General features: G+C 56.4%; 17 protein-coding genes. 2 read left to right on the forward strand and 15 right to left on the reverse strand.

The features are described 5' to 3' along the window. The first annotated feature begins 333 nt into the window (after positions 1 to 333). Positions 334 to 678, forward strand: a complete 345-nt coding sequence (locus BM174_RS19230; RefSeq protein WP_093925458.1) for a hypothetical protein — start codon at positions 334 to 336, stop codon at positions 676 to 678. A 161-nt stretch (positions 679 to 839) separates the two neighbouring features. Here the strand turns inward: BM174_RS19230 and BM174_RS19235 are convergent, their stop codons facing one another. From BM174_RS19235 to glpD, 13 genes are all read right to left on the reverse strand, one after another. Next, on the reverse strand, positions 840 to 1,121 hold the full coding sequence (locus BM174_RS19235; RefSeq protein WP_093925459.1) for a hypothetical protein: 282 nt from the start codon (positions 1,119 to 1,121) through the stop codon (positions 840 to 842). 147 nt (positions 1,122 to 1,268) lie between these two features. Then, positions 1,269 to 1,397 (reverse strand): hypothetical protein, encoded by a 129-nt coding sequence (locus tag BM174_RS21635; protein WP_273457080.1) that lies wholly within the window; start codon positions 1,395 to 1,397, stop codon positions 1,269 to 1,271. A gap of 108 nt (positions 1,398 to 1,505) precedes the next feature. Then, a complete protein-coding gene (locus BM174_RS19240; RefSeq protein ID WP_093925460.1) occupies positions 1,506 to 2,327 on the reverse strand; it encodes a phosphocholine cytidylyltransferase family protein in 822 nt (273 codons plus the stop codon). A 556-nt stretch (positions 2,328 to 2,883) separates the two neighbouring features. Beyond that, positions 2,884 to 4,026: an iron-containing alcohol dehydrogenase gene (locus tag BM174_RS19245; protein WP_093925461.1), complete on the reverse strand. Its 1,143-nt coding sequence runs from the start codon at positions 4,024 to 4,026 to the stop codon at positions 2,884 to 2,886. A gap of 86 nt (positions 4,027 to 4,112) precedes the next feature. Beyond that, positions 4,113 to 5,087 (reverse strand): class 1 fructose-bisphosphatase, encoded by a 975-nt coding sequence (locus tag BM174_RS19250; RefSeq protein WP_093925462.1) that lies wholly within the window; start codon positions 5,085 to 5,087, stop codon positions 4,113 to 4,115. A 9-nt stretch (positions 5,088 to 5,096) separates the two neighbouring features. Next, a complete protein-coding gene (gene glpK, locus BM174_RS19255) occupies positions 5,097 to 6,584 on the reverse strand; it encodes a glycerol kinase GlpK (protein ID WP_093925472.1) in 1,488 nt (495 codons plus the stop codon). 147 nt (positions 6,585 to 6,731) lie between these two features. Further along, on the reverse strand, positions 6,732 to 8,453 hold the full coding sequence (locus BM174_RS19260) for an ABC transporter substrate-binding protein (protein WP_093925463.1): 1,722 nt from the start codon (positions 8,451 to 8,453) through the stop codon (positions 6,732 to 6,734). A 76-nt stretch (positions 8,454 to 8,529) separates the two neighbouring features. After that, entirely contained in the window at positions 8,530 to 8,802 is a 273-nt protein-coding gene (locus BM174_RS19265; protein ID WP_093925464.1) for a DUF2160 domain-containing protein, read from the reverse strand. Between the two features lie 17 nt (positions 8,803 to 8,819). Next, positions 8,820 to 9,659, reverse strand: a complete 840-nt coding sequence (locus BM174_RS19270) for a carbohydrate ABC transporter permease (protein ID WP_093925465.1) — start codon at positions 9,657 to 9,659, stop codon at positions 8,820 to 8,822. After that, positions 9,659 to 10,531: a carbohydrate ABC transporter permease gene (locus BM174_RS19275; protein ID WP_093925466.1), complete on the reverse strand. Its 873-nt coding sequence runs from the start codon at positions 10,529 to 10,531 to the stop codon at positions 9,659 to 9,661. Before BM174_RS19275 ends, BM174_RS19270 begins: the two co-directional genes overlap by 1 nt. Positions 10,532 to 10,585: 54 nt before the next feature. After that, positions 10,586 to 11,665, reverse strand: coding sequence for an ABC transporter ATP-binding protein (locus tag BM174_RS19280; RefSeq protein ID WP_093925467.1), 1,080 nt, complete (start codon positions 11,663 to 11,665; stop codon positions 10,586 to 10,588). Positions 11,666 to 11,677: 12 nt separating this feature from the next. Next, the gene (locus tag BM174_RS19285; RefSeq protein WP_093925468.1) at positions 11,678 to 12,766 is read right to left on the reverse strand and encodes an ABC transporter ATP-binding protein; all 1,089 of its coding nucleotides are present in this window, start codon (positions 12,764 to 12,766) and stop codon (positions 11,678 to 11,680) included. 1 nt (position 12,767) lies between these two features. Beyond that, positions 12,768 to 14,390, reverse strand: coding sequence for a glycerol-3-phosphate dehydrogenase (gene glpD, locus BM174_RS19290; RefSeq protein ID WP_093925469.1), 1,623 nt, complete (start codon positions 14,388 to 14,390; stop codon positions 12,768 to 12,770). A gap of 290 nt (positions 14,391 to 14,680) precedes the next feature. On the opposite strand from glpD, the gene BM174_RS19295 reads away from it, so the two are divergent. Continuing rightward, positions 14,681 to 15,478 carry a DeoR/GlpR family DNA-binding transcription regulator gene (locus BM174_RS19295; RefSeq protein WP_093925470.1) on the forward strand — a complete coding sequence of 266 codons (798 nt, stop codon included), beginning with the start codon at positions 14,681 to 14,683 and terminating at the stop codon, positions 15,476 to 15,478. On the opposite strand, the gene BM174_RS19300 is transcribed toward BM174_RS19295, so the two are convergent. Further along, positions 15,473 to 16,156, reverse strand: coding sequence for a potassium channel family protein (locus BM174_RS19300; protein WP_093925471.1), 684 nt, complete (start codon positions 16,154 to 16,156; stop codon positions 15,473 to 15,475). The two genes, BM174_RS19295 and BM174_RS19300, sit on opposite strands and share 6 nt — an antisense overlap. Before the next feature lie 79 nt (positions 16,157 to 16,235). Next, a complete protein-coding gene (locus tag BM174_RS19305) occupies positions 16,236 to 17,450 on the reverse strand; it encodes an IS256 family transposase (protein ID WP_093925366.1) in 1,215 nt (404 codons plus the stop codon). Positions 17,451 to 17,518 lie beyond the last annotated feature (68 nt).

A 17,518-nucleotide genomic window follows, 5' to 3' on the forward strand; every position in this document is an offset into this window, starting at 1 on the left:
GAGGCCAGCTCAAGCCTTCAACATCGGCGCGCCGAAAATACTCCGATATCGTCGCGCGGCCCACCGACAGGCTTTGCGCAACACGGCGTCCTGAAAATCCATCTGATCGAAGCCGCAAAGCTTCCCGTATCTTCCGCATTGGCAATCTCTTCATTGGGCTCTCTCTCATTCAAATGAACGCCAGAGTAGCCCTGCTACAGATCGCCTCGCAGTCGCTTAAATCGTGTCAAAATAGGGGTGGCCGGATGCCCCGGAATCCATGGCCGGATCAAATCGGTATGGGTGGCCGGATGCTATCGGTACAGGTGGCCGGATCACCCCGGAATACGCATCATGGTGCGTAGGGAAGGCAAATCTGAAGGGACAGGCACGCTCGCAGGGGCTTCCGTGTCCGAGTTTGGTTGGCACGACATTAATCCACCAACAGACGGCGACCCGCACGGCTATCTTCAGTTCATCACCGAAAGCGGCGATGTGGCCAATATCAAGTTCACCGTGAAAGCGGTCTTTATCAAGGAAGACGACAAGCCGCGCTTGGCAGACTACGGGTTTTGGGAGCTCGTCAGTGGCACCGGTCAATTTGAAGGCCTGACAGGTGTCGGCACCCTCACAATTAAATCAGCGTCCGAGACAGACCGCCTGTTTACCCTCGACGGTGAATTGGGCCCGCGCCCCTAAACGGTATTGCAGCGGGCACAACACAAGGTGCCCGCTGCGCGCTGACGAGATACTCAAGGACATTTTATGCGTTCTACGGTGCAATATTCAGGATCGAGAACAGCTCTCGTGAAATGGTCCAGCAGCTAAACTTCATTGCACAGCAACTCTGATCTCAGTGGCTAGAAATCGTCCAGCTCTGGCACTTTTCCGACCCTGATCAAAAACGTCGGCTCGCTCACTTCACCTGATTGCGGGTCCTCGATCACCATATAGGCGTCGGCACCGGCGCAATCGTCCGAGCGGCATTCCCGTTCGGCGCGGCCGGTGGCCTGCTCGGCGGTGGTATACTGAAACTGCTTACCGATCTTCAAGCTGGATTGCCCCGTACGACCGGTTGTCGTTTCAACATAGGTTTGGCAAATGTAATGCACCTTGGATGTGGTGTCGTCTGTATCGCTCATTGCAGCCCCCTGACGCTCATGTTGCAGTGATCGGCTAGAAGCCCGCGCTTGTGTATCTGCTGTGATGCGCAACCTTGCAATACAGCATTTTCCAACCAGCCGAACAATCGGCTGGTTGGATCGTCCCGCAGGCTTGTGCCCCGCGCGTCACTTGACCTTATTGCTGCCGATCGAAACGGCAGGCTTGCCCGCCATTGAGTTCGCCGTCGCAGAAACCTTCGGCTTTACCTGCTTGGGTTTCTTAACTTCTTTTTTACTGTCTTTACCTTTAGCCATGGGAAGTCCTCTCAAAATACAGCGATCCGGTGCCGCAATGGCATCGATTTGGCTGCGGTCGTCCCCCCTCCTTTTGCAAATTTATGCACAGGAGGGGAAAAAACATGGTTACGTGGGCGTCACGACCTTTTCTTTCGCCTCGTCAATCGCGCGCTGCTGCCCGCGAGACACTGTAGTAACCGGGGTTCCGAACGCCGCATTGGCCGCAGCGAAATCTTCAGCCGTGTCGATCTCGACCCAGTTCATTCCGGTGATGTCCAAGGCACGAAAGACTGTCCCATTATCCACAAGGCGCGCATAGGCGGTCTCGGCAGGGTCCTGCAGATGTGCATAGTCGCCCATCATTCCCGCCAGCTCTTTGAACAGCAGCGGGCCAGTTTTAGCGCTGATCTTCTCGATCCCGATGGACCTGCCCAGCGCAAGCTTGGCATCGCCCGATTTACCGACTTCCAGCACCTTCATCTCTTCATCGACGATGACCTTGACGTCATCGGTCCCTACCGCATTATTCCGGTCGACACACAGCAAGTTAGGCAGGTCCGTATCCAGCAACTGGCGCAGGATCTTGACGTCAAAAACCACATCGGCATCAAGCTTCACGAACTCAGAAGTACCAACAGCAGCCGAGGCCAGCATCAGCGAATAGCCCGTGTTCGTATCGCGGTAGCGTTCGTTTATCACGTAAGTGACGCGGATACCCCGAAAGGTTTTGTCTACGAATTGTTTAATCTCTTCAGCGCGATGGCCCAGCACCAGCACGAACTGTGACATGCCACAGCTCAGACAGTTGCGGATCATCCTTTCAAGGACAACCGACCCGCCGACAGACAGCAGACTCTTGGGGCATTTGTCGCTTAGTGGGCTAAGCCGCGATCCGACCCCTGCCGCCAGAATGACTGCCATTGGCGGGCGATTGATCTCGTTTCTCATAGTGGTACTTCCTAGATTATTCGCGGGGGGATGGCATAATAGGTTCACATGCGAGGCGCGGGCATGGGGTGGGTTCAATCGAGGTCGAATGTTCAGAAAGTCGGTCAGGTCGTTCTGGAACGAACGTTTGCAGAAAGTTTTGTATCGCCCGCCCCAGATGCGCTTTTAGCGCTCCGGTATGCTTTGCCGTCGATATGCCAACCGAAGTTGCCGCAACAGCAATGAACGAAACATCGAAATTATAGATAGCACATGCCTATGACCGGAACCCATCCGGTAGCAAATTCAAAGCGCCTGACTGTGAAAGGTCATCATATTGAGACATCACACGCGGGTCGGAGCGACCGAACTCAATTCCCTAAAGTTTTCTAAGGCAATTTGCAAGGAAATGTTAGGGTCAGACGGCTTGATGGAACCCACGTAACTTAGCCAAATGGACAGCGAGGATTGAATGCGCTACCCAGCGCGGCGCTGACAAAAAGCGAAAGCGAGCCTCACGGTAGATCCGCTTACGGCAATCGCAACCCAACTTGCAAATCTGCTGCGCACTCGAAAATCAGCTTGCAGCGCGCAAGATGTCGATCAAGTCCGCTTGAGAAAGCGCAAACGGGTTACCCTTCGTAGACGATGCACGAGAAGAGGCTTCCGCTACAGCGGGATGGTCTTCTTCCCTTAGCCCCAGTTCTGCCAAGCCCCGCAAGCCATGCTGTTTAGACCATTGCGCGAGAGCCGCGATGCCCCCTCCAGCCCTGCCCCCCCCAAACTCGCTATCGAGAAGCTCCAGCACCCAATGCAACCGCGTGTGAAGTTTAGTCTGGGGTGCTGCACGGTTTATATGTGAGAGCAATACAGGCGGCAGCAGCGCGCCGCAAATCTCACCATGCGGCGCATCGGTTCTGCCGCCGATCACGCCAGCGAAACCGTGCACTGCCCCGAGCCCTGCATTGGCCAAGGCCAATCCACCGCAGGTGCTGACCCAAGCCATCTGGTCCCACGCCTCCGACGCATCGTTCTCGACAACGCTACGCAGTGCCTGCACGCCTACCGGAATGGCCGCAGCGCAGAGCGCGTCGGTCATCGGGTTGGCCTTGACCGAGAGATAGGGCTCAATCACCTGCGTGAGCGCATCCAAACCCGCCGCGAGGGTAATATTTTTGGGGGCGCCCTGCATCAGGCTGGAGTCCACAATCGCAATTTGCGGCACCATGCGCACATCGCGCAGGCTGACCTTCAGGCCGCGGTCCGGCACTGAGATGACTGCGTTTCTGGTCACTTCCGCCCCCGTTCCCGCGGTGGTTGGCAGCGCAATCATCGGGATCGGCGCATGGTCAAGGGCGCGCCCTGTACCGACCACCTCTAGGTAGTCCTCCGGCGCGCCCTCGCAGCAGATAAGCGCAGCCAGAGCCTTGGCGAAGTCAATGACAGAGCCGCCGCCGAGGGCGACAATCACATCCGGCGGTGACCCACGCAGCGTGTCTAAAGCCATCTCAATGGCGGGCAAGCTCGGCTCGCCCGTGCACCCCAAAGATGCCACTATCAAACTTTCGTTTTTCAGCGCCTCCACCAGCCATTTGGCACGTGGTGCCGAGGAGCCGTGCACCAGCAGAACGGACGGGCCAAATCCTGCGGCCAACCCCGCTGTCTGGGCGCTCTGCCCCCGTCCGAAGTGGATCGTTTGCGGGCTGGTGAAGGAAAACATTTGCGACACCTCAAAGGGGCGGTTTCGGGGCTAGCTGGTCGCGGCTGTCTGCCTCTAAGCGATCGGCGCCGGCCCTCGTGCGCGGGTCAACTTTCCTTTTTGTGGTAAGCAATGAGCCGCTCGACCTCGGATTTTGAGCCCAGAATGACAGGCACCCGTTGATGGGGGCCGGTGGGCTGCACATCCATGATCGAGACTAACCCTGTCGTTGCCGCCCCGCCAGCGTTCTCGATCAACATTGCCATCGGGTTGGCCTCGTACATCAGGCGCAGCTTGCCGCCTGTGGTGCGGTTTTTGCTGTCTGCGGGATAAAGAAACACACCACCCCGGATGAGAATGCGGTGTATCTCCGCGACCATAGAGGCTGCCCAGCGCATGTTGAAATTGCGTTCACGCGGCCCCTCCTCACCGGCGACACATTCATCGACATAGCGGCGCACCGGTTGGTCCCAAAAGCGATAGCGTGAGGTGTTAATCGCATATTCCGATGTTTCCGTCGGCACGGTCATTTGCGGATGGGTCAGGTAGAAACTACCATTCTGCTGGCTGGTGAATCCTGCAACACCCGCACCAATGGTTAACACCAGCATCGTCGATGGACCAAAGATCGCGTATCCCGCACAGAGCTGTTTGCGGCCCTTATGCAGCACGTCGCGGTCCCCGTCCTTTTCCACCTGCATGACGGCAAAGATGGAGCCGACCGACAGGTTCACGTCGATATTGGACGATCCGTCCAGTGGATCGAAATAGAGTAGATAATCGCCCGCTTCGGGCTCTTTTAGCCAAGTAACTTCTTCTACCTCTTCGGAAACCAGCGCAGCCAGGCGCGGGCTTCTCGCACAGGTTCGTTCAAATTCGTCATTGGCCACGATATCGAGGGTTTTTTGGGTTTCGCCCTGAACGTTGGTCGCGTTGGCGGAGCCGAGATTGCCCTCAAAAGCGCCATTTCTGACCCGATCAGCGACAACGCTGCAGGCGTTCGCCACTTCCTCAAGCAGATGGATCAGATCAGGGTTCAGCGCGCTTCCGTTCAGATAATCGCGCAGGGTTGTTTGTGTCATATCACGTCCTCAAAAGCTCAGCGTCGCGCGAACCGCCTTCTGCCAAATTGCATATTTGGCGTTGCGCTGTGCATCATCCATCTGCGGTTTGAACTGGGTCTCGCGGGCCCAAGTCGCTGCAAATTCATCCTGCTCTGGGTAAACGCCAGCGTGCATGCCTGCAAGCCATGCCACGCCCAGCGCTGTCGTTTCGTGAATTTTCGGTCTGTCGACAGGCGCCGCAATGATGTCAGATAGAAACTGCATCGCCCAGTCGCTGGCAGACATGCCGCCATCAACGCGCAAGGTCGGCTGCACGCCGTCTTTTTGCCAGTCAGCGGCCATCGCCTCTAGCAGGTCGCGGGTCTGGAAGCCGACGCTTTCCAATGCGGCTTTGGCAATCTCAGCCGGGCCGCTACCACGGGTCAGCCCGAAAACCGCTCCACGGCACTCGGGGTTCCAGTAAGGCGCGCCAAGGCCGACGAATGCAGGCACCAAAACCACGTTCTGATGCGGGTCAGCCTGTTCGGCCAGCGCCTGCGTTTCGGTAGCGTCGCTAATAATCTGCAAGCCGTCACGCAACCATTGTACCACGGCCCCCGCCACAAAGATCGAGCCTTCAAGCGCATAGGTCGGTTTGCCGTCCAACTGATACGCGATGGTGGTTAACAACCGGTTTTTCGACATCACTGGCGTGTCGCCCGTGTTTAAGAGCGCAAAGCAGCCCGTGCCGTAGGTGGATTTTAACATACCGGGCTCAAAGCACGCTTGGCCAACAGTGGCCGCCTGTTGATCGCCCGCAACACCGTGTATCGGGATTGAGATCCCAAACAAATCTGCCTCGGTCATGCCGAAATCTGCGGCGCAGTCCTTTACCTCTGGCAGCATTTGCATGGGGATATCAAAGACATCGCAGATCGTCTGGCTCCACCGGCCCTTGCGGATATCATACAGCATGGTGCGCGCCGCGTTGGTGGCATCTGTGGCATGGCTTGCCCCGCCCGTCAGCCGCCAGATCAGAAAACAGTCGACAGTGCCGAACAGCAACTCCCCCCTTGCAGCACGGGCTCGCGCGCCCTCCACATGGTCGAGAATCCATTTCAACTTGGTGCCGGAGAAATAGGGATCGAGCAAAAGCCCCGTCCGTTCGGTGATCATCGGCTCATGGCCAGCGGCGCGCAGATCGCTACACATGGCAGCCGTGCGGCGGTCTTGCCAGACAATCGCGTTATGGATCGGGTCGCCAGTCTTTCTGTCCCACACAATCACGGTTTCGCGCTGGTTGGTGATGCCAATTCCGGCAAGTTGCGAGGCGTTTATACCTGCCCGCTCGATCGCCCCACGACAGGTCGCAAGGGTCGTAGTCCAGAGGTCTTCGGGATCATGTTCGACCCAGCCGGACTGCGGAAAATGCTGTGCGAACTCTTCTTGAGCATCGGAGACGACGCTGAGTGCACCGTCAAAAACGATCGCGCGGGTCGAGGTCGTCCCCTGATCGATTGCAAGAATATAACTCATACGCACCCCCGCGAATTCGTTGGTCTGCAAATAGCCTGCGGCGACCGGTGATGATGTCGATCCGGGCCACGCGGATGCGGCCTCGGGATCGGTTATGATATGAAACAAGTGTATCCGGGGCCAGCGAACCGGCCCCGGATCAATGGCTTACTGCCAGGATTTGAGTAGCTCGTCATAGGAAATTGTGACGGGCTTCTCTTCTTCGTCGGCCAGCTTTGCCTTCGGAGAACCGGGCTGCTCCAGCCAGTAGGTCGGGTCTTTTTCTTCGTTCATGACCGGACCAAGCTCACCCTGTACGCCCGAACGCTCCAGACGGATAAGGACTTTTTCCTGGTCAGCACAGAGTGCATCAAGTGCTTCCTGTGGGGTTTTCGCACCGGACATCGCGTCGCCAATATTCTGCCACCACAGCTGCGCCAGCTTTGGATAGTCAGGGACGTTGGTGCCAGTTGGCGACCACTGAACCCGCGCTGGTGAGCGGTAGAATTCGACCAGACCGCCAAGTTTTGGCGCCCGCTCGGTGAAGCTTTCGTGCTGGATCGTCGATTCACGAATGAATGTCAGACCAACATGGCTTTTCTTCACGTCGACAGTTTTGGACGTCACGAACTGGGCGTAGAGCCAAGCCGCCTGAGCACGGTCCACAGGGGTGGATTCCATCAAGGTCCAAGAGCCCGCATCCTGATAGCCGATCTTGGTGCCTTCGGTCCAATAGGCGCCGTGTGGCGAAGGTGCCATGCGCCATTTGGGCGTGCCGTCTTCGTTCATCACCGGCAGATCGGGCTCAACCGATGCGGCGGTGAAGGCGGTGTACCAGAACATCTGCTGGGCGACGTTACCCTGTGCAGGAATTGGCCCTGCCTCAGAGAATGTCATACCGGCAGCGGCAGGCGGCGAGTACTTTTGCAGCCATTCGATTGCTTTGGTCACAGCATAGACAGCGGCTGGACCGTTGGTCGCACCGCCACGAGCCACACAAGAGCCGACGGGCTGCGATTTTTCGTTAACGCGGATGCCCCACTCATCGACAGGCAGGCCGTTTGGCTCGCCAACGTCACCCACACCTGCCATTGACAGCCACGCATCGGTGTAGCGCCAGCCGAGCGAGGGGTCTTTCTTACCATAGTCCATGTTACCAAAGACTTCACCTTCGACGCCAAGCCGCGACAGATCGCGTCCGGTGAAGAACTCGGCGATGTCCTCATAGGCTGTCCAGTTGACCGGAACGCCCAGATCATAGCCATACTTCTCTTTGAAGTCGGTTTTGTTCTGCTCGTCGTTGAACCAATCGTACCTGAACCAGTAAAGGTTCGCGAACTGCTGGTCGGGCAACTGATAAACCTTGCCATCGGGTCCTGTGGTAAACGACAGGCCGATGAAGTCTTCCAGATCGAGGTTGGGGTTGGTCACTGCCGCCCCGTCGCCTGCCATCCAGTCGGTCAGGTTGCGCGCTTGCTTGTAGCGCCAGTGGGTGCCGATCAAGTCAGAGTCGTTGATATAGGCGTCATAGATGTTCTCGCCCGACTGCATCTGTGTTTGTAGCTTCTCAACAACATCGCCTTCACCGATCAGATCGTGGGTGATCTTGATGCCGGTGATGGCTTCGAACGCCGGAGCAAGCGTGTTGGCTTCGTACTCGTGGGTGCCGATGGTTTCGGATACCACGTTGATCGACATACCGGCATAAGGTTTCGCCGCGTCGACGAAGAACTGTAGCTCGGCTTCCTGCTCGGCGCGGGTCAGCGATGACATGTCACCGATCTCGCTGTCGAGGAAAGCCTTGGCAGCCTCCATATCCGCGAACGCTGGCGCGGCGAACATGCAGGTCGCAAGTCCGATCGCTGTCGTTCCTTTAAGTCGCAAATTCATTGGTGTTCCTCCCTAAAATTAGAACCTTCCAGACAGTCCCGTTTCTCCGAACCGGACCGCCCTTAAATGTCAGCACTCACGCCCAGCGAAAAACTGCTGCGGCGTAAATGAGACATACGATCAGTGCCCCCCACTGGGGTGCGCTGAGCATTCCAAGCCAGGCCAGATTGATAAAGGCCGAGCCGAGCAACGTGATGAACAACCTGTCACCCCGCGTTGTTTCGATCCCGAGCACGCCATTGCGGGGCGTTTCGGGAAATTTGATTGCAAGCACCGTGAAGACAACAAGCGTTGCCGCGATGATGATGAAGAAAATGGCGGTCGGCCATGTCCATGCCATCCAGTCCATTGGCGCGCTCCTCGTTGTTAAACACGACCCAGGGCAAAGCCCTTGGCGATGTAGTTGCGTACAAAATAGATCACCAGCGCGCCGGGAATGATCGTGAGTATCCCAGCAGCCGCGAGCACACCCCAATCGATCCCTGCCGCCCCGACAGTGCGGGTCATCGTGGCGGCAATCGGCTTGGCATTCACGCTGGTCAGGGTCCGGCTTAGCAGCAGCTCAACCCATGAGAACATGAACAGGAAGAAGGCTGTCACACCGATCCCCGAGGCAACCAGCGGTGTGAAAATCCGGATGAAAAAGCGGGGGAAGGAGTAGCCGTCGATATAGGCGGTCTCATCAATTTCCTTGGGCACGCCGCGCATGAAGCCTTCCAAAATCCAGACCGCGAGCGGCACATTGAAAAGCGCATGCGCCAAGGCAACAGCGATATGCGTATCGAACAAACCTATGGAGCTATAGAGCTGGAAGAACGGCAGCGCAAAAACGGCGGGTGGTGCCATGCGGTTGGTCAACAGCCAGAAGAACAGATGCTTGTCTCCAAGGAAGGTATAGCGGCTGAACGCATAGGCCGCGGGCAGAGCCACAGCAAGAGAAATAACCATGTTCATAACCACATAGGCCATGGAGTTAAGGTAGCCGGTGTACCATGACGGGTCGGTCAGGATTGTCATGTAGTTATCGAACGTCAGGTTCTGCGGCCACAGGGTAAAGCTGTTGAGTATCTCTGAATTGGTTTTCAGGCTCATCGTCAGCAGCCAATAGATTGGCAGCAGCAAGAACAACAGGTACAGGCCCATGACCACAGCACTGCCGTTGATTTTAGGCAGGGCCATGCCACTTTTTTTCGCGCGATCAGACATCAGTGGCCATCCCTTTTGTCGAGGTTCGTCATGACGGTGTAAAAGACGTAAGATACCAGCAAGATCACCAGATAATACATGATCGAGAAGGCAGCAGCGGGGCCAAGGTCGAACTGCCCCAGCGCCATTTTTACAAGGTCAATCGACAGGAAAGTCGTCGCGTTGCCCGGCCCGCCGCCCGTCACCACGAATGGTTCGGTATAGATCATAAAGCTGTCCATAAACCGCAACAGGATCGCGATCATCAAGACGCCCATGATCTTGGGCAACTCGATAAACCGGAAGACCTTCCAACGGTTCGCCTGATCAATCTTGGCAGCCTGATAATAGGCATCGGGGATTGATTGCAGCCCCGCATAGGCCAGCAGCGCCACCAGCGACGTCCAGTGCCAGACATCCATCACAATCACGGTAATCCATGCCGCCGTTGGGTTTTGAGTATAGTTGTAGTCAATCCCCATCGCGGCCAGTGTATGCCCCAGCAGTCCGATATCGACACGGCCGAAAATCTGCCAGATTGTGCCCACAACATTCCACGGGATCAGCAGCGGCAGTGACATCAGCACCAGACATAGCGACGCCCAGAAGCCCTTTTTTGGCATATTGAGGGCGACAAAGATACCGAGTGGTATTTCGATGGCCAGAATGATCGCCGAGAACGTGATCTGACGGCCCAAAGCGTCCCACATACGTTGAGACCCGAGCATTTCTTCAAACCATTCAAGACCAGCCCAAAAGAACTCGTTTTTGCCAAATGTGTCCTGAACTGAGTAGTTTACCACAGTCATCAGCGGAATTACCGCCGAGAACGCGACCAACACCAGCACTGGCAGGATCAAAAACCACGCTTTCTGATTTACAGTCTTGTTCATGAGGCGCTCTCTTCAAATTGGACAGGCAGAACTGCGAAGGTCACGATAGCCATCTCAAGCCACCTTTGGCGCAACGCGCCAGCTATCGGCATAGACATTGACGCCTGCGGTATCGAATACGATGCGGTTCATATCGGGCGAGATATTCTCGCCCTCTTCGACAATCACGTTAATCTCGGTGCCTTGCAGATCGGCGCGCACAATCTTGTGGCGTCCGACATCCTCGACCCGTTTGATGGTGACAGGCAGACCCGCCTCGCCCGCGCTCAGCGAAATGAATTCAGGACGCACCCCAAGCTCGACCTTGCCCGCAGGCGTACCGAAAGCCTTGCCCAGCGAAATCTCGGTCCCGCCGACGACCGCTTTGTCGCCGCTCACTTGCGCATCCATCACGTTCATCCCCGGCGAGCCGATAAAATAGCCAACGAATGTATGCTCCGGCGTCTCGAAAAGCTCTTGGGGCGTGCCCATCTGGACCACGCGCCCATCATACATCACAACCACCTTGTCAGCAAAGGTCAGCGCCTCGGTCTGGTCATGAGTCACGTAGATCATCGTGTGACCGAACTCATGGTGCAACGACTTGAGCTGCGTGCGCAGCTCCCACTTCATATGCGGATCGATCACCGTCAGAGGTTCGTCGAACAACAGCGCGTTCACGTCCTCGCGGACCATACCACGCCCCAGCGAAATCTTCTGCTTGGCATCCGCTGTCAGCCCGCGTGCCTTGCGATCCAGCGTCTCTTCCATGCCGATCATATGCGCGATTTGCTGAACGCGGTCGCGGATATAGGCCGGATCAGATCCGCGATTTCGCAATGGAAAGGCCAGATTATCGCGCACGGTCATAGTGTCGTAGACCACCGGAAACTGGAACACTTGCGCGATATTGCGCTGTGTCGTCGGAGCCATCGTCACATCACGGTCGTTAAACAAGATGCGGCCCTGACTGGGATGCAAAAGGCCGGAAATGATGTTCAAAAGGGTCGACTTGCCACACCCCGAGGAGCCCAACAGCGCATAGGCTTCGCCGTCCAGCCAATCGTGATTAAGCTCCTTGAGCGCGTAATCATCCTCGCCTGTCGGGTTTGGCAGGTAGGAATGTGCCAGATTATCAAGGGTGATCTTTGCCATTTTATGTCTCCCTCAGGCCGCTGTTGCGTATGATGCAGCAGCGACGGAGGTGCCGTTTTCTGCAAAAATATAGATGTGCTTGGGATCAAGATAGACACTCAGCGCCGATCCGATTTTGAGATTTTTGACCCCGTGCACGAGGCCGACCCAGTTTTCTCCTTGATGGTTCAGGTGCACAAACGTCTCCGAGCCGGTTATCTCGGTTACATTCAGCTTGCCGGTGAATTCCAGGGCCGTTGGCGATTGCCGTTGTAGTTCCAGATGGTTCGGGCGGAAGCCCGCGAGATAAGCGCCATCCGCCAGCGCCGCCAAGGTACCGGAAGCGGCCGCCACCTGCCCGTCCCCGAATTGCAGGCTGCTGCCCTGCTTGCGTATTTTCAGGAAGTTCATCGGTGGATCAGAGAATACCCGCGCCGTGGTTGCATCGACCGGCTGGCGGTAAACCACCGGCGTCTTGTCAAACTGCGTGACCGCGCCCTCCCACATCGTCGCGGTATTCCCACCGAGCAAGAGCGCCTCTTCCGGCTCCGTCGTCGCATAAACAAAGATCGAGCCTGCTTCTTCGAAGATCTTCGGGATCTCGGCCCGCAATTCCTCGCGTAGCTTATAATCAAGGTTGGCGAGCGGCTCATCGAGCAGAACGAGCCCCGCGTCCTTAACCAGCGCACGCGCCAAGGCACAGCGTTGTTGCTGCCCGCCCGACAATTCCAACGGCTTGCGATCCAGCATCGCCGACAGCTTCATCAGCTCAGCCGCTTTCTTGACCGCAACATCGACTTCATCTTTGGTTTTGCCAAGCAAACGCATTGGGCTGGCGATATTATCGTAGACGGTCATTGACGGGTAATTAATGAACTGCTGATAGACCATCGCCACGCCACGGTCCTGAACGCGCATGCCGGTCACATCAGTGCCGTTCCAGATTACTTTTCCCGTATTGGGCACATCCAGCCCAGCCATCAACCGCATAAGGGAGGTTTTACCAGAGGAGGTTGGTCCGAGAAGCACGTTCATCGTGCCCGAAGACAGCTCCAGATGTGTCGGATGTATATGCGTCTGGCCTGAAACGACCTTGGACACGCCTTCTAGTACAAGCGACATTTCACTCTCCCCCTCGCGCGGATCGTCCCGCGCCGCCTTCGGACCGTACCGCTAGCGCATTCACGAGCCATACATCCAGCAAATCAGTTTCTTGTTTCGTCAACCGCAGACCAAGCTTTGAACGACGCCAGATGATGTCCTCTGCGCTGCGTGCAAACTCTTTATCAACCAGCCAATTCACTTCACGCTCGGACAAACCAGCGCCAAACTCCTGGCCCAGATCACCAGCGGTCTCCGCATCTCCCAGCACGTCAAAAACCTCGGTTCCATAAGCTTTCACCAGCCGAGAGACCCAGCGCGCCGACAGAAACGGATACCTCGAAGCGACGCGCCCCTTGAGGGCGCCCACCCCGTCAACTGGGAAATCCCCGCCCGGCAGCGCCACACCCGCCGTCCAAGGCTTTCCCGCATCTGCAAAAAACGGCGCGATTTTCTCAAGCGCGGATTCAGCCAGCTTCCGGTAGGTCGTGATCTTGCCGCCGAAAACATTCAGAATCGGCGCACCAGCAGATTGGTCTACTTTCAAAACATAGTCACGCGTGGCCGCCGTCGCCGAACTGGCACCATCATTATAGAGCGGCCGTACGCCAGAATAAGTCCAAACGACGTCATCCGCCGTCACCTTCTGCTTCAGATATTTAGACGCAAAATCGAGCAGATAGGCCTGCTCCTCGGGCGTACATACCGGCTTGGCGGTCACATCGTTGTGGTCCGCATCTGTGGTGCCAATCAGGGTAAAGTCGGTCTCATAAGGGATCGTGAAGATGATCCGCCCGTCCTCGCCTTGGAAAAAATAACATTTGTCGTGATCATAGAGCTTGCGCGTGACGATGTGACTGCCCCGAACAAGCCGCACCCCTTCAGTCGAATTGATGCGCACAGTGTTGCGAATGACACTTTCGACCCACGGCCCGCCCGCATTGACGATCATCCGCGCGACAATCACCCGCCGCGCGCCGCTGTCTTGTGCCTCAATCGTGACGTGCCAATGACCGTCGATCTGTTCGACCGAAATCACCTTGGTCCGCACGTTGATGCGGGCGCCACGCGCCTCGGCATCACGGGCATTCAATACCACCAGACGGCTATCCTCGATCCAGCAATCAGAATACTCGAACGCTCTTTCAAACCGCTCCTGCAGCGGCGCGCCCTCTGGGGTTCCGACAAGTTGCAATGACGTCGTGCCCTTGAGAATCTTCCGACCGCCAAGGTTATCATAGAGAAATAGGCCAAACCGGATGAGCCAAGCCGGACGCCGCCCCTTCATCCAAGGCATCACAATGCCAAGTAATTTCGACGTCGGCGTATCGCCTTCAAACCGCATATCGGGGTGATAAGGCAGCACAAAGCGCATCGGCCAGCTGATGTGTGGCATCGCGCGCAGCAATGTCTCACGCTCGATCAAAGCTTCGCGTACCAGCCGCACTTCACCGTATTCCAGATACCGCAAACCGCCGTGGAAAAGCTTGGTCGAGGCGGAAGACGTGCCCGAAGCTAGATCGTTCATCTCGGCCAATTCAACGCTCAGCCCACGGCCAACCGCGTCACGCGCGATGCCGCATCCGTTGATGCCGCCTCCGATGACGAACAGGTCGACGATGTCCTGATGTTTTGGCTGATCCAACGACGCCTCCCCGCATCCATGTCACGCCCTCTGCCTCCCAGCTTTGAGCGTGGCGCCAATGTGCGCTGCCGGGCCGCTCCGGTCAATAACGAATGTTCGTATTCTTTCGCTTTTAGCCATAGCGCTGATTTCATTGAGGTTTCGGTTCGAATTCTCACCAAATCCTGTGAGAACTGCCAAAAGCGAGCCTAAGTGCTCTTGACCTTGGCTGACCGTGGGTGATTGTTAGTCTCGATTGAGACTCCGGTGTGCCCTCAGTCTCCCCCGCCCAGCCCAGACAGGAGAAGGCCGTGGTCTCGAATTTCAGACAACAAGAAATACTTGAGCGCGCCCGCCAGGAAGGCAAAGTCACCGTCGACGGGCTCGCCGAGATTTACGACGTGACGGTTCAAACGATCAGACGGGACCTTTCCGAACTTGCGGAAACCGGCAGGCTTGAGCGCGTGCACGGCGGCGCGGTCATTCCATCGGGCGTCGTGAATATCGTCTATGGTGAACGGCAGCGGCTGAACGAAGCTGGCAAAAAGATCATCGCAGCAGCCTGCGCCGAAATGATCCCTGCAGGCGCGTCAGTCTTTATGAACATCGGGACAACAACCGAGGCCGTGGCGCACCAATTAATTGACCACGAAAACCTTCTCGTCGTCACCAACAACCTTAATATCGCCAATATTCTTGCGGTGAACCAGAGTTGCCGGATCATCCTCACAGGAGGCGATCTGCGCCGTGCCGACGGAGGTTTGGTTGGCGGGCTGACCGCGGAAATGGTCAAGCAGTTCAAATTTGATTTCGCGATTTTAGGATGTTCGGCGATTGACGAAGATGGCGACCTTCTGGATTTCGACGACCAAGAGGTCCTTGTAAGCCGCAGCGCCATTCAACGGTCCCGTAAGGTGATCGTGGTTGCAGACCAACATAAATTCCAACGCAAAGCACCGCTCACAATCTGCTCGCTTAGCGATGTGAATACGTTGGTAACGGACGGCTCCCTCCCGGGAGAGCTTGCGCAGGAATGCCATAGGTGGGGGACCGAGGTTCTTGGACTGACAAATCTGCCGCTGCGCGAGGAACGGTCGCCACCGTTATGATACGCCGCCCGTTTCGATTTTGAGCGGGTGACCGCAATGTTTACAATGTATCGCGTCTACCTCATGCCGGTTCAGCCCACATTCCGGGCATGTGTGACGCAATTTTCTTGGCTGAAAAACAGTCTGGACCAGACGCAAGAACAGCGCGACCCCCACAATCATGATAACCACGGCGAGCAGTCGGCCCGAGGTGCCCTGCAACACGATGTCGCCAAATCCGGTGGTGGTCAGCGTCGACACTGTAAAATAAAGCGCATCTACATAGCCGACGATATCAGGGTTCTGCTTACCCCGCAGAACAAAAACTAAGGTGCTGGTGAAGAAAATGAACACACTTAGGTTCACCGAGCTGACGATAATGTCTTCATTCTGCTTGAAAAACGGTGTGTCACGGCGGAGATCCCGCAACACGTGGTAGGAGTGCAGCAAGCGCAACGCCCGCAGGACCCTGAGAAAGCCAAAGCTTTGTGAAATTAACGGGGCCAATAGCAAGGACAAGATGACGACGACATCCGCTAAAGTATAAATCTGCCGCAATAACCGTATCCGGTTCGGAGCGATCCATAGGCGGGATAAGAAGTCAGCCAAGATCAATGTGCCGATCAGCAGGTCGGCAAGGACGATCCCAGGCGTCGGTTCACGCGAAATAGTCGCGATGAAAAAAATGATTGTCGACATGTCGAATGCCAAGAGAAGGTAGCGAAAGGGAGTATCCGAAACTCTGTGTATGAGGCTTAGCCCATGCGAGTTTGGCGGCTCATTTGTTGAACCGTTCTGGGTATAGGATAGCGAACTGATTGCGGGCAGCAACCCATTCTCTGACGGCCCTGCCTGTCTTCTCAAAACTGCGGATGGCCAGATAGATCAGCTTTGTCGCAGCATCATCAGTGGGAAAGCTACCGCGCGTTTTGGTGGTTTTTCGGATGACGCGGTTCAGGCTTTCAATCGCATTTGTCGTGTAGATGATTTTGCGCACTGCTGGTGGGAAGGCGAAGAACGGGATGACTTCTTGCCACGCGCGTCGCCAGCTTGGAGCGATTGACGGGTACTTTTGGCCCCATTCGGCCTCAAAATCAGCAAGGGCTTTCTCCGCCTCGGTGTCATCCGTGGCTTGATAAATCCGCTTGAGGTCTTTTGCGACGTTCTTGCGATCTTTCCATCCGCAGAAGTTCAGGGAATGGCGCACGAGGTGGACAATGCAGGTTTGGACTGTGGTCTCAGGGAATGCGGCATTGATGGCATCTGGAAAGCCCTTGAGGCCGTCCACAACGGCGATCAGGATGTCTTCGACGCCCCGGTTGCGCAAATTGTTCATCACCGAGAGCCAGAATTTTGCCCCTTCATTATTGGCAACCCATAGCCCCAGAACCTCACGTTCGCCCTCAGGAGTGACGCCCAGGGCTACGTAAACGGCTTTGTTCTTGACCTGACGGCTTTCCGCATCGCGGATTTTGACCCGAAGAGCATCAAGGAAAACAATGGGATACATCGGCTCCAGAGCCCGGTTCTGCCAGTCTGATACTTCCGCCAGAACGGCATCTGTGACGCGGCTGACAAGATCGGCAGACACCTTCAGCCCGTAGACCTCTTCGAGATGGGCGCGGATGTCGCGGGTCGATAATCCGGCTGCATAGAGGCCAATGATCTTGTCATCCATACCGTCGATCCGGGTTTGACCCTTCTTGATCAGTTCCGGTTCAAAACTGCCATCACGGTCGCGCGGGACATCAATCGGCAGCGCCCCATCATTGCCCTTCAACGTCTTGCGCGACGTGCCATTGCGGCGGTTGCTCTGTTGGTTTGTGGGCTGGGTGTCAGGCTCATAGCCTAAATGCTCGGTCAGTTCAGCGCCAAGCATCCGTTCCATCAGGCGCACCTTCAGCTCTTTCATCAAGCCCTGATCGCCCAGTAAATCGTCCGCGTTCTCAACGCCGCTCAGCAGCTCGTCTAAAACTTCCTTGGATATCGTCATTGTCGTCATGCTCCTTCGTTAATGAAGCATGGGCCAAATTACTCATACACAGAAGATCGGACACTCTC

This window comes from Sulfitobacter brevis (genome assembly GCF_900112755.1).
Classification (GTDB): domain Bacteria; phylum Pseudomonadota; class Alphaproteobacteria; order Rhodobacterales; family Rhodobacteraceae; genus Sulfitobacter; species Sulfitobacter brevis.